Source organism: Serratia sp. JKS296, from assembly GCF_900215445.1.
In the GTDB taxonomy this organism is placed as follows: Bacteria; Pseudomonadota; Gammaproteobacteria; order Enterobacterales; family Enterobacteriaceae; genus Serratia; species Serratia marcescens.
This window is the reverse complement of record NZ_OCMX01000001.1, coordinates 711,998-727,685: the sequence shown is the minus strand read 5'-3', so window position 1 is coordinate 727,685 and position 15,688 is coordinate 711,998. Positions and strand designations below refer to the sequence as shown.

Here is a 15,688-nt window from a genome sequence, read left to right as displayed (position 1 = left end):
ATTCACCTATGCAACATCTTGATGTCACCGTGGTCAGCCAGGCGATAAGCTGGCTGCAACAACAGCCGGTCTGGTTATGCACCGTGCTCAACACCTATGGCTCTTCGCCGCGGTCGCCGGGCGCGTTGATGGCCGCGACCCGCGACGGCCGCTACAGCGGTTCATTGTCGGGCGGGTGCGTGGAGGAGGACTTTCTGCGGCGCGTGGCCGCCGGGGAGTATCAGGCGGCCAGCCAGGTGATCCGCTACGGCGAAGGCGGCATGACGCCCAATGTGGCGCTGCCGTGCGGCGGCGTGCTGGACGTGCTGATCGAGTATCTGCCGGCGGGAGAGGCCAGCGTCGCTTACCTGCGGCGCATCGCCGGCGCGCTGGAAGGGCATCATGCGTTGCTCAAACGCCTGACGTTGCCCAACGCCTGCCATAGCCTTGAGCAGAGCCATTTCACCAGCGCCACTCAGGTTGAACGCCGGCTCGAACAGATTACCCTGCATATCGCGGCCGCGCCGCGCCTGCTGATCGCCGGGCTGTCCAGCGTGGCGCTGTACTGCGCCGATTTCGCCGTAGCGCTGGGGTTTGAGGTGCTGGTGTGCGAGAACCGCCCGGAGGCGCTGGATAACTTCGCCGCCGAGTTAAAACCGGGCGTGACGCTGCTGCGCCAGTTCCCGGCCAAGTTCATTGAGGACGGCGGTTGCCACGCCAATACCGCCGTCGTGGCGCTGACCCACGATCCGCGTATGGACGATCTGACGCTGATGGAAGCGATCCACACCCCGTCGTTTTACATCGGCGCCATGGGCTCGCTCAGAAACAGCGCGCGGCGGCGCCAGCGGTTGCAGCAGATCGCCGAATTCACGCCGCAGGAGTTGGAACGCATTCACGCGCCGATCGGCCTGCCGCTCGGCAGCAAAACCCCGGCGGAGATCGCTCTGGCGGTGATGGCGGCGATCGTGCAGCAAAAAAACCGGCGGCCGGCCGCCGACGGGATCAGTGCAGCGGCACCACCGGCACCAGATGTTGCAGCTCCAGGTGCAGCTCCTCTTTCCCGCTCAGCGAATAGCTGAACACCGTCATGTCCGGCCCGTCGCCGCGGGCCAGCCCCATTTCGGGCAGCACCTGCGTGTAGATTTGAATGATGTGGTCATTGAGCGCCACCGGCTTGCCGGAATAGCGAAAACGGCAAAACTCGCCGTGGACCTCCGGCAGCGGCTCCAGCGCCACGCCTTCACGCAGCGGATAGTCCGCCGTCACGCCCAGGGTATAGTCGACCCTGACCCGCTCGCCGTCAGGCACCAGTTGGGTAAACGAATAGGTCTGCGCCGGACGCTCGCCCAACAAGGTGTAGAACTGCGCCCGCAGCGCGCTGCGCTGCGGCAGATGCGACTTGTCCAACTTTTCGATATCCAGGTGATAAGCGTACTGTTTGCCCTGAAAGGCGTATTGCCCTCTGGCGATGCTGACGCGTTCGACCTGAATATCGCCGGGCTGGCTGGCCGCCAGCGAACGCACCAGATTGCTGAAGTCCTGTTTGCGGGCATGACGATAAACGCTGGGCGATTCGGCGAAATGTTTCTTGAAACAGCGCGAGAATGTCTGCTGATTATCGAATTGATATTCAACCGAAATATCGAGGATGCTCTTCTGCGTGAAACGCAAGGCGAAGGCGGCGATGTAGAGGCGGCGAGCGCGAATGTAGGAAGCTAACGATAATCCGGTCTGCTTCTTGAACATGCGCTGCAGGTACCATTTCGTATAGCCTGACTTGGCGGAAACGATATCCAACGACAGCGGATTGGTCAGGTTATCTTCAATCCAGACCAGTAACTCCCTGATGTGACTTTCCTGCGTGCCCATGTGCTTGCCGAACCTTATGTTGCCGATATTCCATTAGTCGAATTTTAGTGCTATTCGCGTAGGGTATACAGGTTAAAACTCGACGTCCAGCAAGCTACAGGACTTTACACAATCCCCTCCACCGCCCGCGGGCGGTGGAGGGGGCAGCGATTATTTCAGACAGCTGGCGCACTGACCGGCCTGGATCTTCTGGAAGAAGTCATTGCCTTTGTCATCCACCAGGATAAACGCCGGGAAATCTTCCACTTCAATTTTCCAGATCGCTTCCATGCCCAGCTCAGGGTACTCCACGCACTCCAGGCTCTTGATGCTCTGCTGTGCCAGCACCGCCGCCGGGCCGCCGATGCTGCCGAGGTAGAAGCCGCCGTGCTTGTGGCAGGCATCCGTCACCTGCTGGCTGCGGTTGCCTTTCGCCAGCATGATCATGCTGCCGCCGTGAGATTGCAGCAGATCGACGTAGGAATCCATACGTCCGGCGGTGGTCGGCCCCAAGGAACCGGACGCGTAGCCTTCCGGCGTTTTGGCCGGGCCGGCGTAGTAAATCGGGTGATCCTTGACGTACTGCGGCAGGCCTTCACCGCGATCCAGACGCTCTTTCAGCTTGGCGTGCGCGATATCGCGACCGACGATGATGGTGCCGCTCAGCGACAGGCGGGTGGAAACCGGGTACTGCGACAACTGTTTGAGGATCTCGGCCATCGGGCGGTTGAGATCGACCTTGATCGCTTCGCCCTCCCCGGCCTGGCGCAGCTCCTGAGGAATGAATTTACCCGGATTGTGCTCCAGTTTTTCCAGCCAGATGCCGTCGCGGTTGATCTTGCCTTTGATGTTGCGGTCCGCCGAGCAGGAGACGCCCATGCCGACCGGGCAGGAGGCGCCGTGGCGCGGCAGGCGCACCACGCGGATATCGTGCGCGAAGTATTTGCCGCCGAACTGCGCGCCCAGCCCCAGGTTTTGCGCTTCTTGCAGCAATTCCGCTTCGAGTTCCAGATCGCGGAACGCCTGGCCATGCTCGTTGCCTTCGGTCGGCAGGCCATCGTAATACTTGGTCGAGGCCAGCTTGACGGTTTTCAGCGTCGCTTCCGCCGAGGTGCCGCCGATGACGAACGCCACGTGGTACGGCGGGCAAGCCGCGGTGCCCAACGTGCGCATCTTGTCGACCAGGTAGTTTTTCAGTTTGCCCGGCGACAGCAGCGCCTTGGTTTCCTGGTACAGATAGGTTTTGTTGGCGGAGCCGCCGCCCTTGGCGATGCACAGGAATTTGTACTCTTCGCCGTCCACGCTGTAGAGATCGATCTGCGCCGGCAGGTTGCTGCCGGTATTGACCTCTTTATACATATCCAGCGCGGCGTTCTGCGAATAGCGCAGGTTCTCTTCGATGTAGGTGTTGTAGACCCCGCGCGACAGCGCTTCTTCATCGCCGCCGCCGGTCCAGACGCGCTGGCCCTTTTTGCCGACGATGATCGCCGTGCCGGTGTCCTGGCAGGTCGGTAAAATACCCTTGGCGGCGATTTCTGAGTTGCGCAGAAATTGCAGCGCAACGTACTTGTCGTTTTCGCTGGCGTCCGGATCGTCGAGGATATCGGCCACCTGCTGTTGGTGCGCCGGGCGCAGCATGAACGAGGCGTCGTGGAACGCATGCTGGGCAAGCAGGGTTAACGCTTCAGGGGCAACTTTCAGTATTTCCTGGCCTTCAAACTCGCTCACGGAAACGTGGTCGCGGCTCAGCAGATAATATTCGGTATCGTCTTTCTTCAGCGGGAACGGATCTTGATAGTGGAACGGTTTATTCGACATTGATCTCTCACTTGCAACATCAGCTGCGTTAAATTCACACTTGCGGCGCGCGAGGCGGCGCCTTGTCAAAAAACTGCCTCCACCTTACGTATTTTTAATCAGTCAGTTATTGCGCCAAATCGCAAAATAACCGCTCTTTGCGTAAGGGATTACCACAGGCGGCGTTTCAACCTTGTCCGGTGAGAACTGCGGGTACAGGCTCATCATGCACGCTTTATTATCCCGCAGTTAACACATTGATTACAATCCATCGACGGCGATCGTCTTATCAATGTGGCGAAAAACCGGCGCACAGCGCCAAGAAAGCGTCGGATGCGGATTTAGGCCGGGGCATATTGTCAGCCGCCGCGCCATTGCTTAAGCTAGGCCGCAATGAACAAACCAAGAATCCCCATCGCGCTGCAACAAGCGGTGATGCGCTGCCTGCGAGAAAAGCTGCAGTTGGCACGCCGGCATTTTGCCGTCGAGTTCCCCGAACCCAGCATCGTCTATCAGCAACGCGGCACCAGCGCGGGCACCGCCTGGCTGCAAAGCTGGGAAATCCGTCTGAACCCGGTGCTGCTGCTGGAAAACCAACAGCCGTTTATCGATGAAGTGGTGCCGCACGAGCTGGCGCACCTGCTGGTGTTTCGCCAATTCGGCCGGGTGGCGCCGCACGGCCGCGAATGGCGCTGGATGATGGAAAGCGTACTGCTGACCCCCGCCAGCCGCACTCACCGTTTCGAAACCGCCTCGGTGCAAAGCAAAACCTTCCCCTACCGCTGCGGCTGCGGACAGCACCAGCTCACCATTCGCCGCCATAACCGCGTGCTGCGCGGCGAAAGCGAATACCGCTGCCGCCGGTGCGGCGAAAAACTGAAATTTCTTGCTAGCGAGAACCTTTAGTTAAACGATTTATACGTTAAAACAAGCAAATATCGCCATTTGCCACTGCCGGCAAGTTCCGTTACCCTGCCTGCTTTTCCAATTTTGAGCTGTTTTGGAATATGCTTCGCAGAATTTTGTTTATGGCGGTTTTCGCCGCAGGCGCCGTACAGGCGCACGGCATCAATAATTTTTCTCAGGCCAAGGCGGCGGCGGCCAAGATTAACCAGGATGCGCCGGGCAGTTTTTACTGCGGCTGCCGCATCGACTGGCAAGGCAAGAAGGGCATCCCAGATCTCGCCGGCTGCGGCTATCAGGTGCGTAAAAACGCCCAACGCGCGCAGCGTATCGAGTGGGAACACGTGGTGCCGGCCTGGCAGTTCGGCCACCAGCTGCAGTGCTGGCAGGACGGCGGGCGCAAGAACTGCAACAAAGACGCCACCTATCGCCAGATCGAAACCGATCTGCACAACCTGCAGCCGGCGATCGGCGAAGTGAACGGCGACCGCAACAACTTCATGTACAGCCAATGGAACGGCGGCGCGGGCCAGTACGGGCAATGCCCGATGAAGGTGGATTTCAAGAATAAACAGGCGGAGCCGCCCGCCCGCGCGCGCGGCGCCATTGCCCGCACCTACTTCTACATGCGCGATCGCTACCAGCTGCGGCTGTCACGCCAGCAAACCCAGCTGTTCGAGGTGTGGAACCGGCAATATCCGGTGAGCCAATGGGAATGTCAGCGCGAAGCACGTATCGCCAAGGTGCAGGGCAACCACAACCCCTATATTCAACAGGCTTGTCAGCAGCGGAAAAGCTAACCTACTATAGCCTTTATCTTTCATGGCGCCGCCAACCCGCGGCGCCGTTTCGTCAGGATCAGACTACCCATGCGCATACCCCGCATTTACCATCCGCAGCCGTTGACCGACCGGGCGGAGATCGCCCTCAGCGAGGACGCCGCCAACCACGTCGGGCGCGTGCTGCGCATGAGCGCCGGCCAGGCGCTGCAGCTGTTCGACGGCAGCAACCAGGTGTTCGACGCCGAGATAGTCCGGGTGGACAAAAAGAGCGTGCTGGTGCGCCTCGGCGACGGCCGCGTGGATGACATCGAATCGCCGCTCAACCTGCACCTGGGCCAGGTGATCTCGCGCGGCGAGAAGATGGAGTTCACCATCCAGAAATCCATCGAGCTGGGCGTCAACGTCATCACCCCGCTGTTTTCCGAGCGCTGCGGCGTGAAGTTGGACGGCGAGCGTCTGGCGAAGAAAATCCAGCAATGGCAAAAGATTGCCATCGCCGCCTGCGAACAGTGCGGCCGCAACCGCATTCCCGAAATCCGCGAGGCGATGTCGCTGGAAGCCTGGTGCGCCGAGCAGGACGGCAGCCTGAAACTCAACCTGCACCCGCGCGCCAGCCACAGCATCAACACGCTGCCGCAGCCGGTGGATCATGTTCGCCTGCTGATCGGCCCGGAAGGCGGTTTGTCCGCCGACGAAATCGCCATGACCACCGACCACGGATTTACTGATATTCTGCTGGGACCACGCGTTCTGCGTACCGAAACCACAGCGCTCACCGCCATTACCGCTCTGCAGGTCCGCTTCGGCGACCTGGGTTAAAGGAGAAAAGATGATTAAGCTCGGCATCGTGATGGATCCTATCGATTCCATCAACATCAAGAAAGACACCAGCTTCGCCATGCTGCTCGAAGCGCAGCGCCGCGGTTACGAATTGCACTACATGGAGATGAACGATCTCTATCTGCACGCCGGTGACGGGCGCGCGCGCACCCGCCTGCTGAGCGTGAAGGAAGACAAGGAGAGCTGGTTCAGCTTCGGCGCCGAGCAGGATCTGGCGCTGCACGAACTGGACGTGATCCTGATGCGCAAGGATCCGCCGTTCGATACCGAATACATCTATGCGACCTACATTCTGGAACGCGCCGAAGTTAAAGGCACGCTGGTGGTCAACAAGCCGCAAAGTCTGCGCGACTGCAACGAGAAGCTGTTCACCGCCTGGTTCTCGGAACTGACGCCGGATACGCTGGTCAGCCGCAGCGCCGCGCACATCCGCAAATTCCACCAGCAGCACGGCGACATCATCCTGAAACCGCTGGACGGCATGGGCGGCGCGTCTATCTTCCGCGTGAAGCAGGACGATCCTAACCTGTCGGTGATCATAGAAACCCTGACCGAACACGGCAGCCGTTTCTGCATGGCGCAGAACTTCCTGCCGGCGATCAAGGACGGCGACAAACGCATCCTGGTGGTGGACGGCGAGCCGGTGCCTTACTGCCTGGCGCGCATTCCGGCGCAGGGCGAGACCCGCGGCAACCTGGCGGCCGGCGGCCGCGGCGAAGCGCGCCCGCTGAGCGAAAGCGACTGGAAAATCGCCCGCGCCGTCGCCCCGACGCTGAAAGAGAAAGGGCTGATCTTCGTCGGCCTGGACGTGATCGGCGATCGCCTGACCGAGATCAACGTGACCAGCCCAACCTGCGCACGCGAGATTGAGGCGGCATTCCCGATTTCGATTACCGGCATGCTGATGGACGCGATTGAAAAGCGCCTGGCGGCGAAGTAATGCGTCATGCGGGCGGCATGCCGCCCGCTATCCCGTATCGCGCCCGCCAAAGCGCGCCTTTCGGCAACGGCTTGAAAGGCGGCGGGTATAGCCGCATACTGGCGGCTGTTTATTTTCTCACCCATTGATTACCTTATACTAACGCCATGAATTTACAGCACCATTTTCTGATCGCCATGCCAACGCTGCAGGATCCTCGCTTCAAGCGCTCGGTGATTTACATTTGCGAGCACAATGAAGAAGGCGCCATGGGTTTGGTGATCAATAAACCGGTGGAGCAGTTCACGGTAGCCACGGTGCTGAGCAAGCTGAAGATCATGCCGCCTGCGCGCGATCCTGCCATCAGCCTGGACAAGCCGGTGTTCGCCGGCGGCCCCCTGGCGGACGATCGCGGGTTTATCCTGCATACGCCGCGCCACGGCTTCGGCGCCAGCATTCAAATTTCGCCCAACACCATGATCACCACCTCGAAAGACGTGCTGGAAACGCTCGGCACGCCAGAGCAACCGGACGACGTGCTGGTGGCGCTGGGTTATGCGGGTTGGGAAAAGGGCCAGTTGGAGCAGGAAGTATTGGAAAACGCCTGGCTGACCATCGAAGCCAACACCGACATTTTGTTCCGCACGCCGATCGCCAGCCGCTGGCGCGAGGCGGGGAACCTTTTGGGTATCGACATTCGCAGCATCGCCAACCACGCAGGACATGCCTGATGAGCAACCGCACCATTATCGCCTTCGACTTCGGCACCAAAAGCATCGGCGCGGCCGTCGGCCAGGAGTTGACCGGCAGCGCCCGCGCCTTGCCGGCTTTCAAAGCGCAGGACGGCTCGCCGGACTGGCTGAAAATCGAAAAGCTGCTGAAGGAGTGGCAACCGGATTTGGTGGTGGTCGGCCTGCCGCTGAACATGGACGGCACCGAACAGCCCGTTACCGCCCAGGCGCGCAAGTTCGCCAACCGCCTGCACGGCCGCTTCGGCATCCAGATCGATCTGCATGACGAGCGCCTGAGCACCGTGGAAGCGCGCGCCAACCTGTTCGATCGCGGCGGCTTCCGCGCCCTTGATAAAGGCAGCGTGGATTCCGCCTCCGCGGTGGTGATCCTCGAAAGCTGGTTCGAACGGCAGCTGGGCTAAACGCCCGCCCTTTCCCCCGCGCACTCCCCCAACACGCCGGCGTCGATCCGCTGCTGCAAACCTTGCTCAAAGGTTTGCATGCCGGACTGCGCGCCGGTTTGCAACACGCTCGCCAACTGATGCGTTTTCCCTTCGCGGATCAGGTTGCTGACCGCCGCCGTCGCCGTCAGCACTTCGAAGATCGCCACGCGTCCGCCGCCGGGGCGTCTCATCAGCTTTTGCGCGATCACCGCCTGCAGGCTGCCGGCCAGCTGGGCGCGCACATAGGGTTTCTCTTCCGCCGGAAACACGTCCACCAGCCGTTCTACCGCCTGCGGCGCGCTGCGGGTATGCAGCGTCGCCAGCACCAGGTGGCCGGTCTCCGCCGCAGTGAGCGCCAGCCGGATGGTGGCGGTATCGCGCAGCTCGCCCAGCAGGATCACATCCGGATCTTCGCGCAGCGCGGCGCGCAACGCCGCATCGAAGCTGTGGCTGTCGCGGCCGATCTCCCGCTGCTGGATCAGCGATCGCCGGCTGCGGTGCAGGAACTCGATCGGATCTTCCAGCGTCAAAATATGCCGCTGCTGGTGCCGGTTGATCTCGTCGATCATCGCCGCCAGCGTGGTGGACTTGCCGCTGCCGGTGGCGCCGGTGACCAGGATAAGCCCGTCGTCGCGCCGCAGCAGCGCCGGGACGATGGCCGGCGCCGCCAGCTCGGCAAGCGAAGGCGATTGCCCGGCGATACGCCGCAACGCGAGAGAAATCCCCGCGCTTTGTTGAAAAACGTTGGCGCGCAACCGCTCCCCGCCCGGCCTGTGCAACGCCAGATCGACCTGCCCCAGCCGCCGCAGGCTCTCGCGCTGCTGCACATTCAGCAATCCGTCGCAGAGGGCCTGCACGCCTTGCGCCGTCAGCGTTGGCGCCGCCGCCAGCGGCTGCAGTTCACCGTCGATGCGCAACATCGGCGGATGACCGGCACAAAGGTGCAGATCGGAAGCATTATGCTTTACACTAAGGGCCACGAATTCATCGATATCCATATCACTCTCCCGGGTCAATAATGAGCACTATCCAACAGAACCTGCAGGATGTCAGAAACCGCATCGCGGCCGCCGCGCGAAATTGCGCGCGGGCGCCAGAAGAAGTTGCCCTGCTTGCAGTCAGCAAAACCAAACCTGTGGCGGCGATCGAAGAAGCCATCGCCGCAGGCCAGCGCGCCTTCGGCGAGAACTACGTGCAGGAAGGGGTAGACAAGATCCGGCATTTCGCCGAGTCGCCGCAGGGCGGCGAGTTGGTGTGGCACTTTATCGGCCCGCTGCAATCCAATAAGAGTCGGCTGGTGGCGGAACATTTCGCCTGGTGTCATACCGTGGATCGGCTGCGCATCGCCCAGCGCCTGAGCGATCAGCGCCCGGCCGACCTGCCGCCGCTCAACGTGCTGATTCAAATCAACATCAGCGATGAGCAGAGCAAATCCGGCATCGCGTTAAGCGAGCTGCCGGCGCTGGCCGACGCGATCGCCGCGCTGCCGAACCTGACGCTGCGCGGCCTGATGGCCATCCCGGCGCCGGAAGCGGATTATCAGCGGCAGTTGGCGGTATTCAGCCGGATGAACGACGCCTTTCTCGCCCTGCGTCAGCGTTATCCGCAGGCCGATACGCTGTCGATGGGCATGACGGACGATATGGCGGCGGCGATCGCCGCAGGCAGCACCCTGGTGCGCATCGGCACCGCAATTTTTGGCGCCCGCGACTACTCGCAGGCCTGACACACAGACGAGGGATTTGATGCAACATCGCAAGATTACCTTTATCGGCGCCGGCAACATGGCGCGTGCAATCATCGCCGGCCTGGTGGCGGGCGGCTATCCGGCCAAATCCATCAGCGTCTGCGCCCCTTCGGCGAAAAACCGTGACGCGCTGGCGGCGGACTACGGCATCGTCAGCAGCGGCGACAACGTCGCCTGCGCGCGTGAAGCCGAGGTGGTGGTGCTGGCGGTCAAACCGCAGATGATGGCCGACGTGTGTCAGCCGCTGCGCGAACAGGTCGATTTCAGCGGCAAGCTGGTGCTGTCGATCGCCGCCGGCATTCAGGTCAGCCGTTTCTATCAACTGCTCGGCGACAAGCTGGACATCGTGCGCATCATGCCCAACACTCCGTCGCTGGTCGGCAAGGGCATGAGCGGGCTGTACGCGCCGGCGCAGGTCAGCCAGCGGGATCGCGATTACACCGGCGATTTAATGGCGTCGGTCGGTAAAGTTTGCTGGGTCGATGACGAAAATGGCATCAACGGCGTGATCGCCGCCGCGGGCAGCGCTCCGGCCTATTTCTTCCTGTTTATGGAGGCGATGCAAAAAGAGGCCGAGCGCATGGGCTTCGACAGCCAGACCGCGCGCGATCTGGTGCAACAGGCCGCTTCCGGCGCCGCCGCATTGGTGGAAGCCAACCCGGATACGCCGCTGGGCACGCTGCGCGAACAGGTGACCTCCAAAGGCGGCACCACCGCCGAAGCGCTGCGGGTGTTCAACGAACGCCAACTGCCGGAAACCGTGGGGCAAGCGATGCAGGCCGCCGTTTCCCGCGCCCAAGAGATGGAAAAATTATTTTAAATAACCGCGAGTTAAGGAGAAGGACCACTTCATGCTAACGCTGACTTTCCTGGTCAAGACCGTTATTGATCTGTACGTGATGGTGCTGTTGCTGCGCATTTGGATGCAGTGGGCGCGCACCGATTTTTACAACCCGTTCTCACAGTTTGTGGTGAAGATCACCCAGCCGGTGGTCGGCCCACTGCGCCGCATCATCCCGTCACTGGGGCCCATCGACAGCGCTTCGCTGCTGCTGGCGTTCCTGCTGATGACCATCAAGTACCCGCTGCTGCTGCTGATTCAGGGCGGCGCGATGTCGCTCAGCCCGTATAACCTGCTGTTCGGCCTGATCTCGCTGGTGAAGTCCGCCGGCTACCTGATCTTCTGGGTGATGATCATTCGTGCGCTGATGAGCTGGATCAGCCAGGGCCGCAGCCCGATCGACTACGTGATGTACCAACTGACCGAACCCTTGATGGCGCCGATCCGTCGCATCATCCCGGCGATGGGGGGCATCGACTTTTCCGCCATGGTAGTGATCCTGATCCTCTATCTGATCAACTACCTGGGCATGGATCTGTTCGGCGAGATCTGGTTCCTGCTGTGAGTGCGGTCACTCCGGTGCTGGACGGGCTGGCGATCAGGCTATATATTCAGCCGAAAGCCAGCCGCGACCAAATTATCGGCTTGCATGGCGACGAACTAAAAGTCGCCATCACCGCCCCGCCGGTCGACGGCCAAGCCAACGCCCATCTGATCAAGTTTATCGCCAAGCAGTTCAAAGTGGCGAAAAGCAACGTCACCATCGAGAAAGGCGAACTGGGGCGGCATAAACAGTTACGCATCGTGAATCCGCAACAGATCCCCGCCGTGGTCGCAGCGCTATACACAAAGTAGCTGGAGCCGCAGCAAGGCGGCAAGGGCTTGAGTCCCCAGGAGCTGGGTCACTCCAGTGACTGGGGTGAGAGCGTGCAGCCAACGCGGCTGCGGCTTCAGATACGCAGAGTATCATCGAATAATTTTCAAGGTAGTCACTTATGCAAAAAGTCGTTCTTGCCACCGGTAACCCGGGCAAAGTGCGCGAACTTGCCGACCTGTTGGCCGATTTCGGCCTGGACGTGGTCGCGCAAACCGATCTGGGCGTGGAATCCGCCGAAGAAACTGGCCTGACGTTTATCGAAAACGCCATCCTGAAAGCGCGCCATGCGGCACAGGTCACCGGCCTGCCGGCGATCGCCGACGACTCCGGTCTGGCAGTGGACGCGCTGGGCGGCGCGCCGGGCATCTACTCCGCACGCTATGCCGGCGAAGATGCCGACGATCGGCAAAACCTCGACAAGCTGCTGGCGGCGTTGAAAGACGTGGCGCCGGGCCGGCGCGGCGCGCAATTCCATTGCGTGCTGGTCTATCTGCGCCATGCGGCAGACCCGACGCCGCTGGTGTTCCACGGCAGTTGGGCCGGCGAAATCACTGAGCAGGCCGCTGGTGAAGGCGGCTTCGGTTACGACCCTGTCTTCTACGTGCCGGAGCTGGGGCGCACCGCCGCCGAGCTGAGCCGCGACGAGAAGCGGGCGATTTCGCACCGCGGCAAGGCGCTGAAGCTGATGTTGGAAGCCATGCGCAATGCTTAAGCTGCCCCCGCTGAGTCTCTACATCCATATCCCGTGGTGCGTGCAGAAATGCCCGTACTGCGACTTCAACTCCCATGCGCTGAAGGGTGACGTGCCGCATCAGGAGTATGTCGATCATCTGTTGGCGGATCTGGATGCCGACCTGCCGCTGGCCGGCGGCCGGGAAATCAGCACTATCTTTATCGGCGGCGGCACCCCCAGCCTGCTGAGCGCCGAGGCGATGCAGGCCTTGCTGGACGGGGTGCGGGCGCGCATTCGCGTCGCCGACGACGCCGAAATCACCATGGAGGCCAATCCCGGCACCGTGGAAGCCGATCGTTTCAGCGGCTACCAGCGCGCCGGCGTCAACCGCATCTCCATCGGGGTGCAAAGCTTCAGCGCCGAGAAGTTGAACCGTCTGGGGCGCATCCACGGCCCGGAAGAAGCCAAACGCGCGGCGACGCTGGCGACCGGCCTTGGCCTGCGCAGCTTCAACCTCGATCTGATGCATGGCCTGCCGGATCAGTCGCTGGAAGAGGCGCTGGACGATCTGCGCCAGGCGATCGCCCTCAATCCGCCGCACCTGTCGTGGTATCAGCTGACCATCGAGCCGAACACCCTGTTCAGCTCACGCCCGCCGGTCTTGCCGGACGACGACGCGCTATGGGACATTTTCGAGCGCGGCCACCAGCTGCTGAGCGCCGCCGGATACCAGCAGTATGAAACCTCGGCCTACGCCAAGCCGGGCTACCAATGCCAGCACAATCTCAACTACTGGCGCTTCGGCGACTATCTGGGGATCGGCTGCGGCGCGCACGGCAAGGTGACCTTCAGCGACGGACGCATCCTGCGCACCGCCAAGACCAAGCACCCGCGCGGCTTTATGCGCGGCGACTACATGGACAAGCAGCATGAGGTGGCGGCGGCGGATCGGCCGTTCGAGTTCTTCATGAACCGCTTCCGTCTGCTGGAAGCCGCGCCGCGCGCCGACTTCGTCAACTACACCGGGCTGGCGGAAAGCGTTATTCGCCCGCAGCTGGACGAAGCGCTGGCCAAAGGCTATTTGGAAGAAACCGCGGAGCATTGGCAAATTACCGAGAAGGGCAAGCTGTTCCTCAACTCGCTGCTGGAACTGTTCCTGGCGGACGACGAGTAAAAAAAAAGCGCTGAATGATCAGCGCTTTTTTTCATGTTCAGGCGGCATTATGAGGGCGGTACGTTACGTCGCCACGCCCCTTCAGCAATCCCTCAACGGAAACATCCTCGTCCAACGCATCCCAATGGATGCCGCGAGCGCTGAGCTCATACCCCGCCCGCTGTTCTTGCGTCGCATTCAACAAACGCGGAAACCAGGCCAGTGGCACGCCAATAATTCGGGCGTCGCTCAGTTCGACCCACATCGTCGCATCGTCAAAGCTGACGCGCTTAGCCGAAATACGCATGCCAAGCCTCTAAAAACAATGCCTGATAGGTATCAACCAGAATTTCGCTTCGCCTCAGCGTCTCTGATATGGATATGCGATATCTATCCGTTACTTCAACGCTTTAAGCAGATCCTTGCGCTGGGTTTCCAGTGCGGTGACGCGGTTGCACACGTCATGACCGAAGTTCTGGAAGTCCTGCTCCTGATTGTTCCATTCGTTCTGGATCGCCTTCTGCAAGCCGCCCAGATTGCCCATGATCGCCTGCAGCGGGTTACCGCCGCTGTTGGCGGCCTGTTTGACGCCCATTTCGTTCAGGCTGTCCTGCAGCACGCCGCCCATGCTCTGCTGCACGATGTTGCGGCCATCCTGTTCCACCTGGTCAATCGCCTGGTGGTGGAAGGTCAGGCCGTCGCTGCGGTGCTCGATGATGCGGTTCATCTGCTGTTTCAGTTGGCCGTTCAGGGTGGTCAGGCGGTTGCGCACGTTGCTGTTGCTGCCCAGCTCTTTAACGATCACTTTATCCAGCGCTGCGCGGGCTTTCTCCAGGTGTTTCTGCGCGCCGTCGTCGATCCACGGCAGTTGCTTGCGCAAGGCGCTCTGGTAACTGAAGGCTTTCTGCCGCTGGCTGTCGTTCAGGCTCAGCGCCTGGCCGTTGCGGATCACGTCGCCATCCGGCGATATTTGCAGGTCGCCGCTGGCGCCTTTCACCTGCACGCTCTGCGGGCTGATGATCACATCGTCCTGGGGTTTAACGCTGCATTGGTACTCGGCGTGGGCCTGCGCGGCAGTCGCCGCCAGCAGCAGTAAGGCTAACCCGGTTTTCTTCAACATAGCTTCTCCTGACTCCCATCCAGACTGGGATTAAAAAATCGAACGACCGATACGTTGAGACAACAGTTCCAGCGCCGCAGTTCCCGCCAGCGAGTTGCCGGAAGCATCCAGTTCCGGCGACCAGACGACGATCGACAGCTCGTCCGGCACGATGGCCACGATGCCGCCGCCCACGCCGGACTTGCCCGGCATCCCCACCCGATAGGCGAACTCGCCGGCGCCGTCGTACATGCCGCTGGTCATCATCAGGGCGTTGATCTGCCGGGCCTGCAGCGGGCTGATCACCGCCTCGCCGCTGAGATCGCGGCCGTGATTGGCCAGATAGACGAAGCTGCGCGCCAGTTCCACGCAGCTCATGCGCAGCGCGCAGTAGTGGAAATAGGTTTGCAGCACGGTGATGACGTCGTTTTCGAAGTTGCCGAACGATTTCATCAGATAGGCGATGGCCGCATTGCGATCGGAGTGTTCGAACTCGGAGCGCGCCACCCGCAGGTCATAGGCCAGGTCGTCTTCACCGGCCAGCTGACGCACCACCTCCAGCATGCGCTGTTTGGGGGCGCTGAGCCGGGTTTGCAGCATGTCGCACACCACCAGCGCGCCGGGGTTGATAAACGGATTGCGCGGTTTGCCCTGCTCCATCTCCAGCTGCAGCAGCGAATTGAACGGCAGGCCGGAAGGCTCTTTGCCGACGCGCCGCCAGATCTCAGGCTCCTGATAGCGCGTCAGCGCCAGCGTCAGGCTCAGCACTTTGGAGATCGACTGGATGGAGAAGCGCTCCGCGGCGTCGCCGGCCTGGAACAGTTCGCCATCCACCGTACACACGGCGATCGCCAGCCGATCGGCGGGCACTTCCGCCAATGCCGGGATGTAGTCGGCCACTTTCCCCTGGCCAATCAGCGGGCGCACCTGTTGCAGGATCTCTTCCAGCAACGCGTTATCCAATGTTGTTACCACCTCGGTCACACTCCGGGCAAAACAAAGGCGCCGTTAAGGCACCTTAAATCCATCCCCGTCATACTTGAATCCGCATCT

At 61.3% G+C, this 15,688-nt stretch carries 19 protein-coding genes; 13 read left to right on the top strand and 6 right to left on the bottom strand.

The genetic code is table 11. From position 1 onward, the window contains the following. Nucleotides 1-8 precede the first annotated feature (8 nt). Entirely contained in the window at nt 9-1,061 is a 1,053-nt protein-coding gene (locus tag CRO23_RS03490; protein ID WP_097101387.1) for an XdhC family protein, read from the top strand. Here CRO23_RS03490 and CRO23_RS03485 read toward each other — a convergent pair. Further along, a complete protein-coding gene (locus tag CRO23_RS03485) occupies nt 985-1,851 on the bottom strand; it encodes a helix-turn-helix domain-containing protein (RefSeq protein ID WP_016930080.1) in 867 nt (288 codons plus the stop codon). The genes CRO23_RS03490 and CRO23_RS03485 overlap by 77 nt on opposite strands. A 150-nt stretch (nt 1,852-2,001) precedes the next feature. Continuing rightward, nucleotides 2,002-3,648 carry a class I fumarate hydratase FumA gene (fumA, locus tag CRO23_RS03480; RefSeq protein WP_016930081.1) on the bottom strand — a complete coding sequence of 549 codons (1,647 nt, stop codon included), beginning with the start codon at nt 3,646-3,648 and terminating at the stop codon, nt 2,002-2,004. A 372-nt stretch (nt 3,649-4,020) separates the two neighbouring features. Here fumA and CRO23_RS03475 point away from each other — a divergent pair, with 372 nt between their 5' ends. The 6 genes from CRO23_RS03475 (at nt 4,021) to ruvX (ending at nt 8,224) form a co-directional block, all read left to right on the top strand. Then, complete coding sequence (locus CRO23_RS03475; protein WP_016930082.1) at nt 4,021-4,533, top strand: SprT family zinc-dependent metalloprotease; 513 nt, start codon at nt 4,021-4,023, stop codon at nt 4,531-4,533. A gap of 101 nt (nt 4,534-4,634) precedes the next feature. After that, entirely contained in the window at nt 4,635-5,330 is a 696-nt protein-coding gene (gene endA, locus CRO23_RS03470; protein ID WP_025304243.1) for a deoxyribonuclease I, read from the top strand. A gap of 69 nt (nt 5,331-5,399) precedes the next feature. Further along, complete coding sequence (gene rsmE / locus CRO23_RS03465; RefSeq protein ID WP_049300547.1) at nt 5,400-6,131, top strand: 16S rRNA (uracil(1498)-N(3))-methyltransferase; 732 nt, start codon at nt 5,400-5,402, stop codon at nt 6,129-6,131. 10 nt (nt 6,132-6,141) lie between these two features. Further along, complete coding sequence (gene gshB, locus CRO23_RS03460) at nt 6,142-7,092, top strand: glutathione synthase (protein ID WP_016930084.1); 951 nt, start codon at nt 6,142-6,144, stop codon at nt 7,090-7,092. A gap of 146 nt (nt 7,093-7,238) precedes the next feature. Then, nucleotides 7,239-7,802 carry a YqgE/AlgH family protein gene (locus CRO23_RS03455; protein ID WP_004937452.1) on the top strand — a complete coding sequence of 188 codons (564 nt, stop codon included), beginning with the start codon at nt 7,239-7,241 and terminating at the stop codon, nt 7,800-7,802. Further along, a complete protein-coding gene (gene ruvX, locus CRO23_RS03450; RefSeq protein WP_015379046.1) occupies nt 7,802-8,224 on the top strand; it encodes a Holliday junction resolvase RuvX in 423 nt (140 codons plus the stop codon). The genes CRO23_RS03455 and ruvX overlap by 1 nt, the downstream gene beginning before the upstream one ends. Here ruvX and CRO23_RS03445 read toward each other — a convergent pair. After that, nucleotides 8,221-9,243: a type IV pilus twitching motility protein PilT gene (locus tag CRO23_RS03445; protein ID WP_079451749.1), complete on the bottom strand. Its 1,023-nt coding sequence runs from the start codon at nt 9,241-9,243 to the stop codon at nt 8,221-8,223. The genes ruvX and CRO23_RS03445 overlap by 4 nt on opposite strands. 20 nt (nt 9,244-9,263) lie before the next feature. Between CRO23_RS03445 and CRO23_RS03440 the strand changes: the two genes are divergently transcribed. The 6 genes from CRO23_RS03440 (at nt 9,264) to hemW (ending at nt 13,557) form a co-directional block, all read left to right on the top strand. Further along, complete coding sequence (locus CRO23_RS03440; protein ID WP_033639392.1) at nt 9,264-9,971, top strand: YggS family pyridoxal phosphate-dependent enzyme; 708 nt, start codon at nt 9,264-9,266, stop codon at nt 9,969-9,971. A 19-nt stretch (nt 9,972-9,990) separates the two neighbouring features. Next, nucleotides 9,991-10,812: a pyrroline-5-carboxylate reductase gene (proC, locus tag CRO23_RS03435; RefSeq protein ID WP_079450221.1), complete on the top strand. Its 822-nt coding sequence runs from the start codon at nt 9,991-9,993 to the stop codon at nt 10,810-10,812. A gap of 31 nt (nt 10,813-10,843) precedes the next feature. Further along, nucleotides 10,844-11,398, top strand: coding sequence for a YggT family protein (locus CRO23_RS03430; RefSeq protein WP_016930090.1), 555 nt, complete (start codon nt 10,844-10,846; stop codon nt 11,396-11,398). Next, nucleotides 11,395-11,688 carry a DUF167 family protein YggU gene (yggU, locus tag CRO23_RS03425; RefSeq protein WP_016930091.1) on the top strand — a complete coding sequence of 98 codons (294 nt, stop codon included), beginning with the start codon at nt 11,395-11,397 and terminating at the stop codon, nt 11,686-11,688. The genes CRO23_RS03430 and yggU overlap by 4 nt, the downstream gene beginning before the upstream one ends. 140 nt (nt 11,689-11,828) lie before the next feature. Next, nucleotides 11,829-12,422, top strand: coding sequence for an XTP/dITP diphosphatase (locus CRO23_RS03420; RefSeq protein WP_016930092.1), 594 nt, complete (start codon nt 11,829-11,831; stop codon nt 12,420-12,422). Continuing rightward, entirely contained in the window at nt 12,415-13,557 is a 1,143-nt protein-coding gene (gene hemW, locus CRO23_RS03415; RefSeq protein ID WP_048796774.1) for a radical SAM family heme chaperone HemW, read from the top strand. Before CRO23_RS03420 ends, hemW begins: the two co-directional genes overlap by 8 nt. 37 nt (nt 13,558-13,594) lie before the next feature. Here hemW and CRO23_RS03410 read toward each other — a convergent pair whose 3' ends face one another. The 3 genes from CRO23_RS03410 to glsB form a co-directional block, all read right to left on the bottom strand. Next, nucleotides 13,595-13,843: a DUF2442 domain-containing protein gene (locus tag CRO23_RS03410; RefSeq protein WP_079451748.1), complete on the bottom strand. Its 249-nt coding sequence runs from the start codon at nt 13,841-13,843 to the stop codon at nt 13,595-13,597. 90 nt (nt 13,844-13,933) lie between these two features. Continuing rightward, the gene (locus tag CRO23_RS03405; protein ID WP_033639389.1) at nt 13,934-14,656 is read right to left on the bottom strand and encodes a DUF2884 domain-containing protein; all 723 of its coding nucleotides are present in this window, start codon (nt 14,654-14,656) and stop codon (nt 13,934-13,936) included. 30 nt (nt 14,657-14,686) lie between these two features. Continuing rightward, the gene (glsB, locus tag CRO23_RS03400) at nt 14,687-15,610 is read right to left on the bottom strand and encodes a glutaminase B (protein WP_004937414.1); all 924 of its coding nucleotides are present in this window, start codon (nt 15,608-15,610) and stop codon (nt 14,687-14,689) included. Nucleotides 15,611-15,688: the final 78 nt, after the last annotated feature.

Bases quoted from the DNA above. Each gene is read 5' to 3' on its own strand.
- CRO23_RS03490 (WP_097101387.1), top strand. From the start codon at position 9: ATGCAACATCTTGATGTCACCGTGGTCAGCCAGGCGATAAGCTGGCTG.
- CRO23_RS03485 (WP_016930080.1), bottom strand. From the start codon at position 1,851: ATGGGCACGCAGGAAAGTCACATCAGGGAGTTACTGGTCTGGATTGAA.
- fumA (WP_016930081.1), bottom strand. From the start codon at position 3,648: ATGTCGAATAAACCGTTCCACTATCAAGATCCGTTCCCGCTGAAGAAA.
- CRO23_RS03475 (WP_016930082.1), top strand. From the start codon at position 4,021: ATGAACAAACCAAGAATCCCCATCGCGCTGCAACAAGCGGTGATGCGC.
- endA (WP_025304243.1), top strand. From the start codon at position 4,635: ATGCTTCGCAGAATTTTGTTTATGGCGGTTTTCGCCGCAGGCGCCGTA.
- rsmE (WP_049300547.1), top strand. From the start codon at position 5,400: ATGCGCATACCCCGCATTTACCATCCGCAGCCGTTGACCGACCGGGCG.
- gshB (WP_016930084.1), top strand. From the start codon at position 6,142: ATGATTAAGCTCGGCATCGTGATGGATCCTATCGATTCCATCAACATC.
- CRO23_RS03455 (WP_004937452.1), top strand. From the start codon at position 7,239: ATGAATTTACAGCACCATTTTCTGATCGCCATGCCAACGCTGCAGGAT.
- ruvX (WP_015379046.1), top strand. From the start codon at position 7,802: ATGAGCAACCGCACCATTATCGCCTTCGACTTCGGCACCAAAAGCATC.
- CRO23_RS03445 (WP_079451749.1), bottom strand. From the start codon at position 9,243: ATGGATATCGATGAATTCGTGGCCCTTAGTGTAAAGCATAATGCTTCC.
- CRO23_RS03440 (WP_033639392.1), top strand. From the start codon at position 9,264: ATGAGCACTATCCAACAGAACCTGCAGGATGTCAGAAACCGCATCGCG.
- proC (WP_079450221.1), top strand. From the start codon at position 9,991: ATGCAACATCGCAAGATTACCTTTATCGGCGCCGGCAACATGGCGCGT.
- CRO23_RS03430 (WP_016930090.1), top strand. From the start codon at position 10,844: ATGCTAACGCTGACTTTCCTGGTCAAGACCGTTATTGATCTGTACGTG.
- CRO23_RS03420 (WP_016930092.1), top strand. From the start codon at position 11,829: ATGCAAAAAGTCGTTCTTGCCACCGGTAACCCGGGCAAAGTGCGCGAA.
- hemW (WP_048796774.1), top strand. From the start codon at position 12,415: ATGCTTAAGCTGCCCCCGCTGAGTCTCTACATCCATATCCCGTGGTGC.
- CRO23_RS03410 (WP_079451748.1), bottom strand. From the start codon at position 13,843: ATGCGTATTTCGGCTAAGCGCGTCAGCTTTGACGATGCGACGATGTGG.
- CRO23_RS03405 (WP_033639389.1), bottom strand. From the start codon at position 14,656: ATGTTGAAGAAAACCGGGTTAGCCTTACTGCTGCTGGCGGCGACTGCC.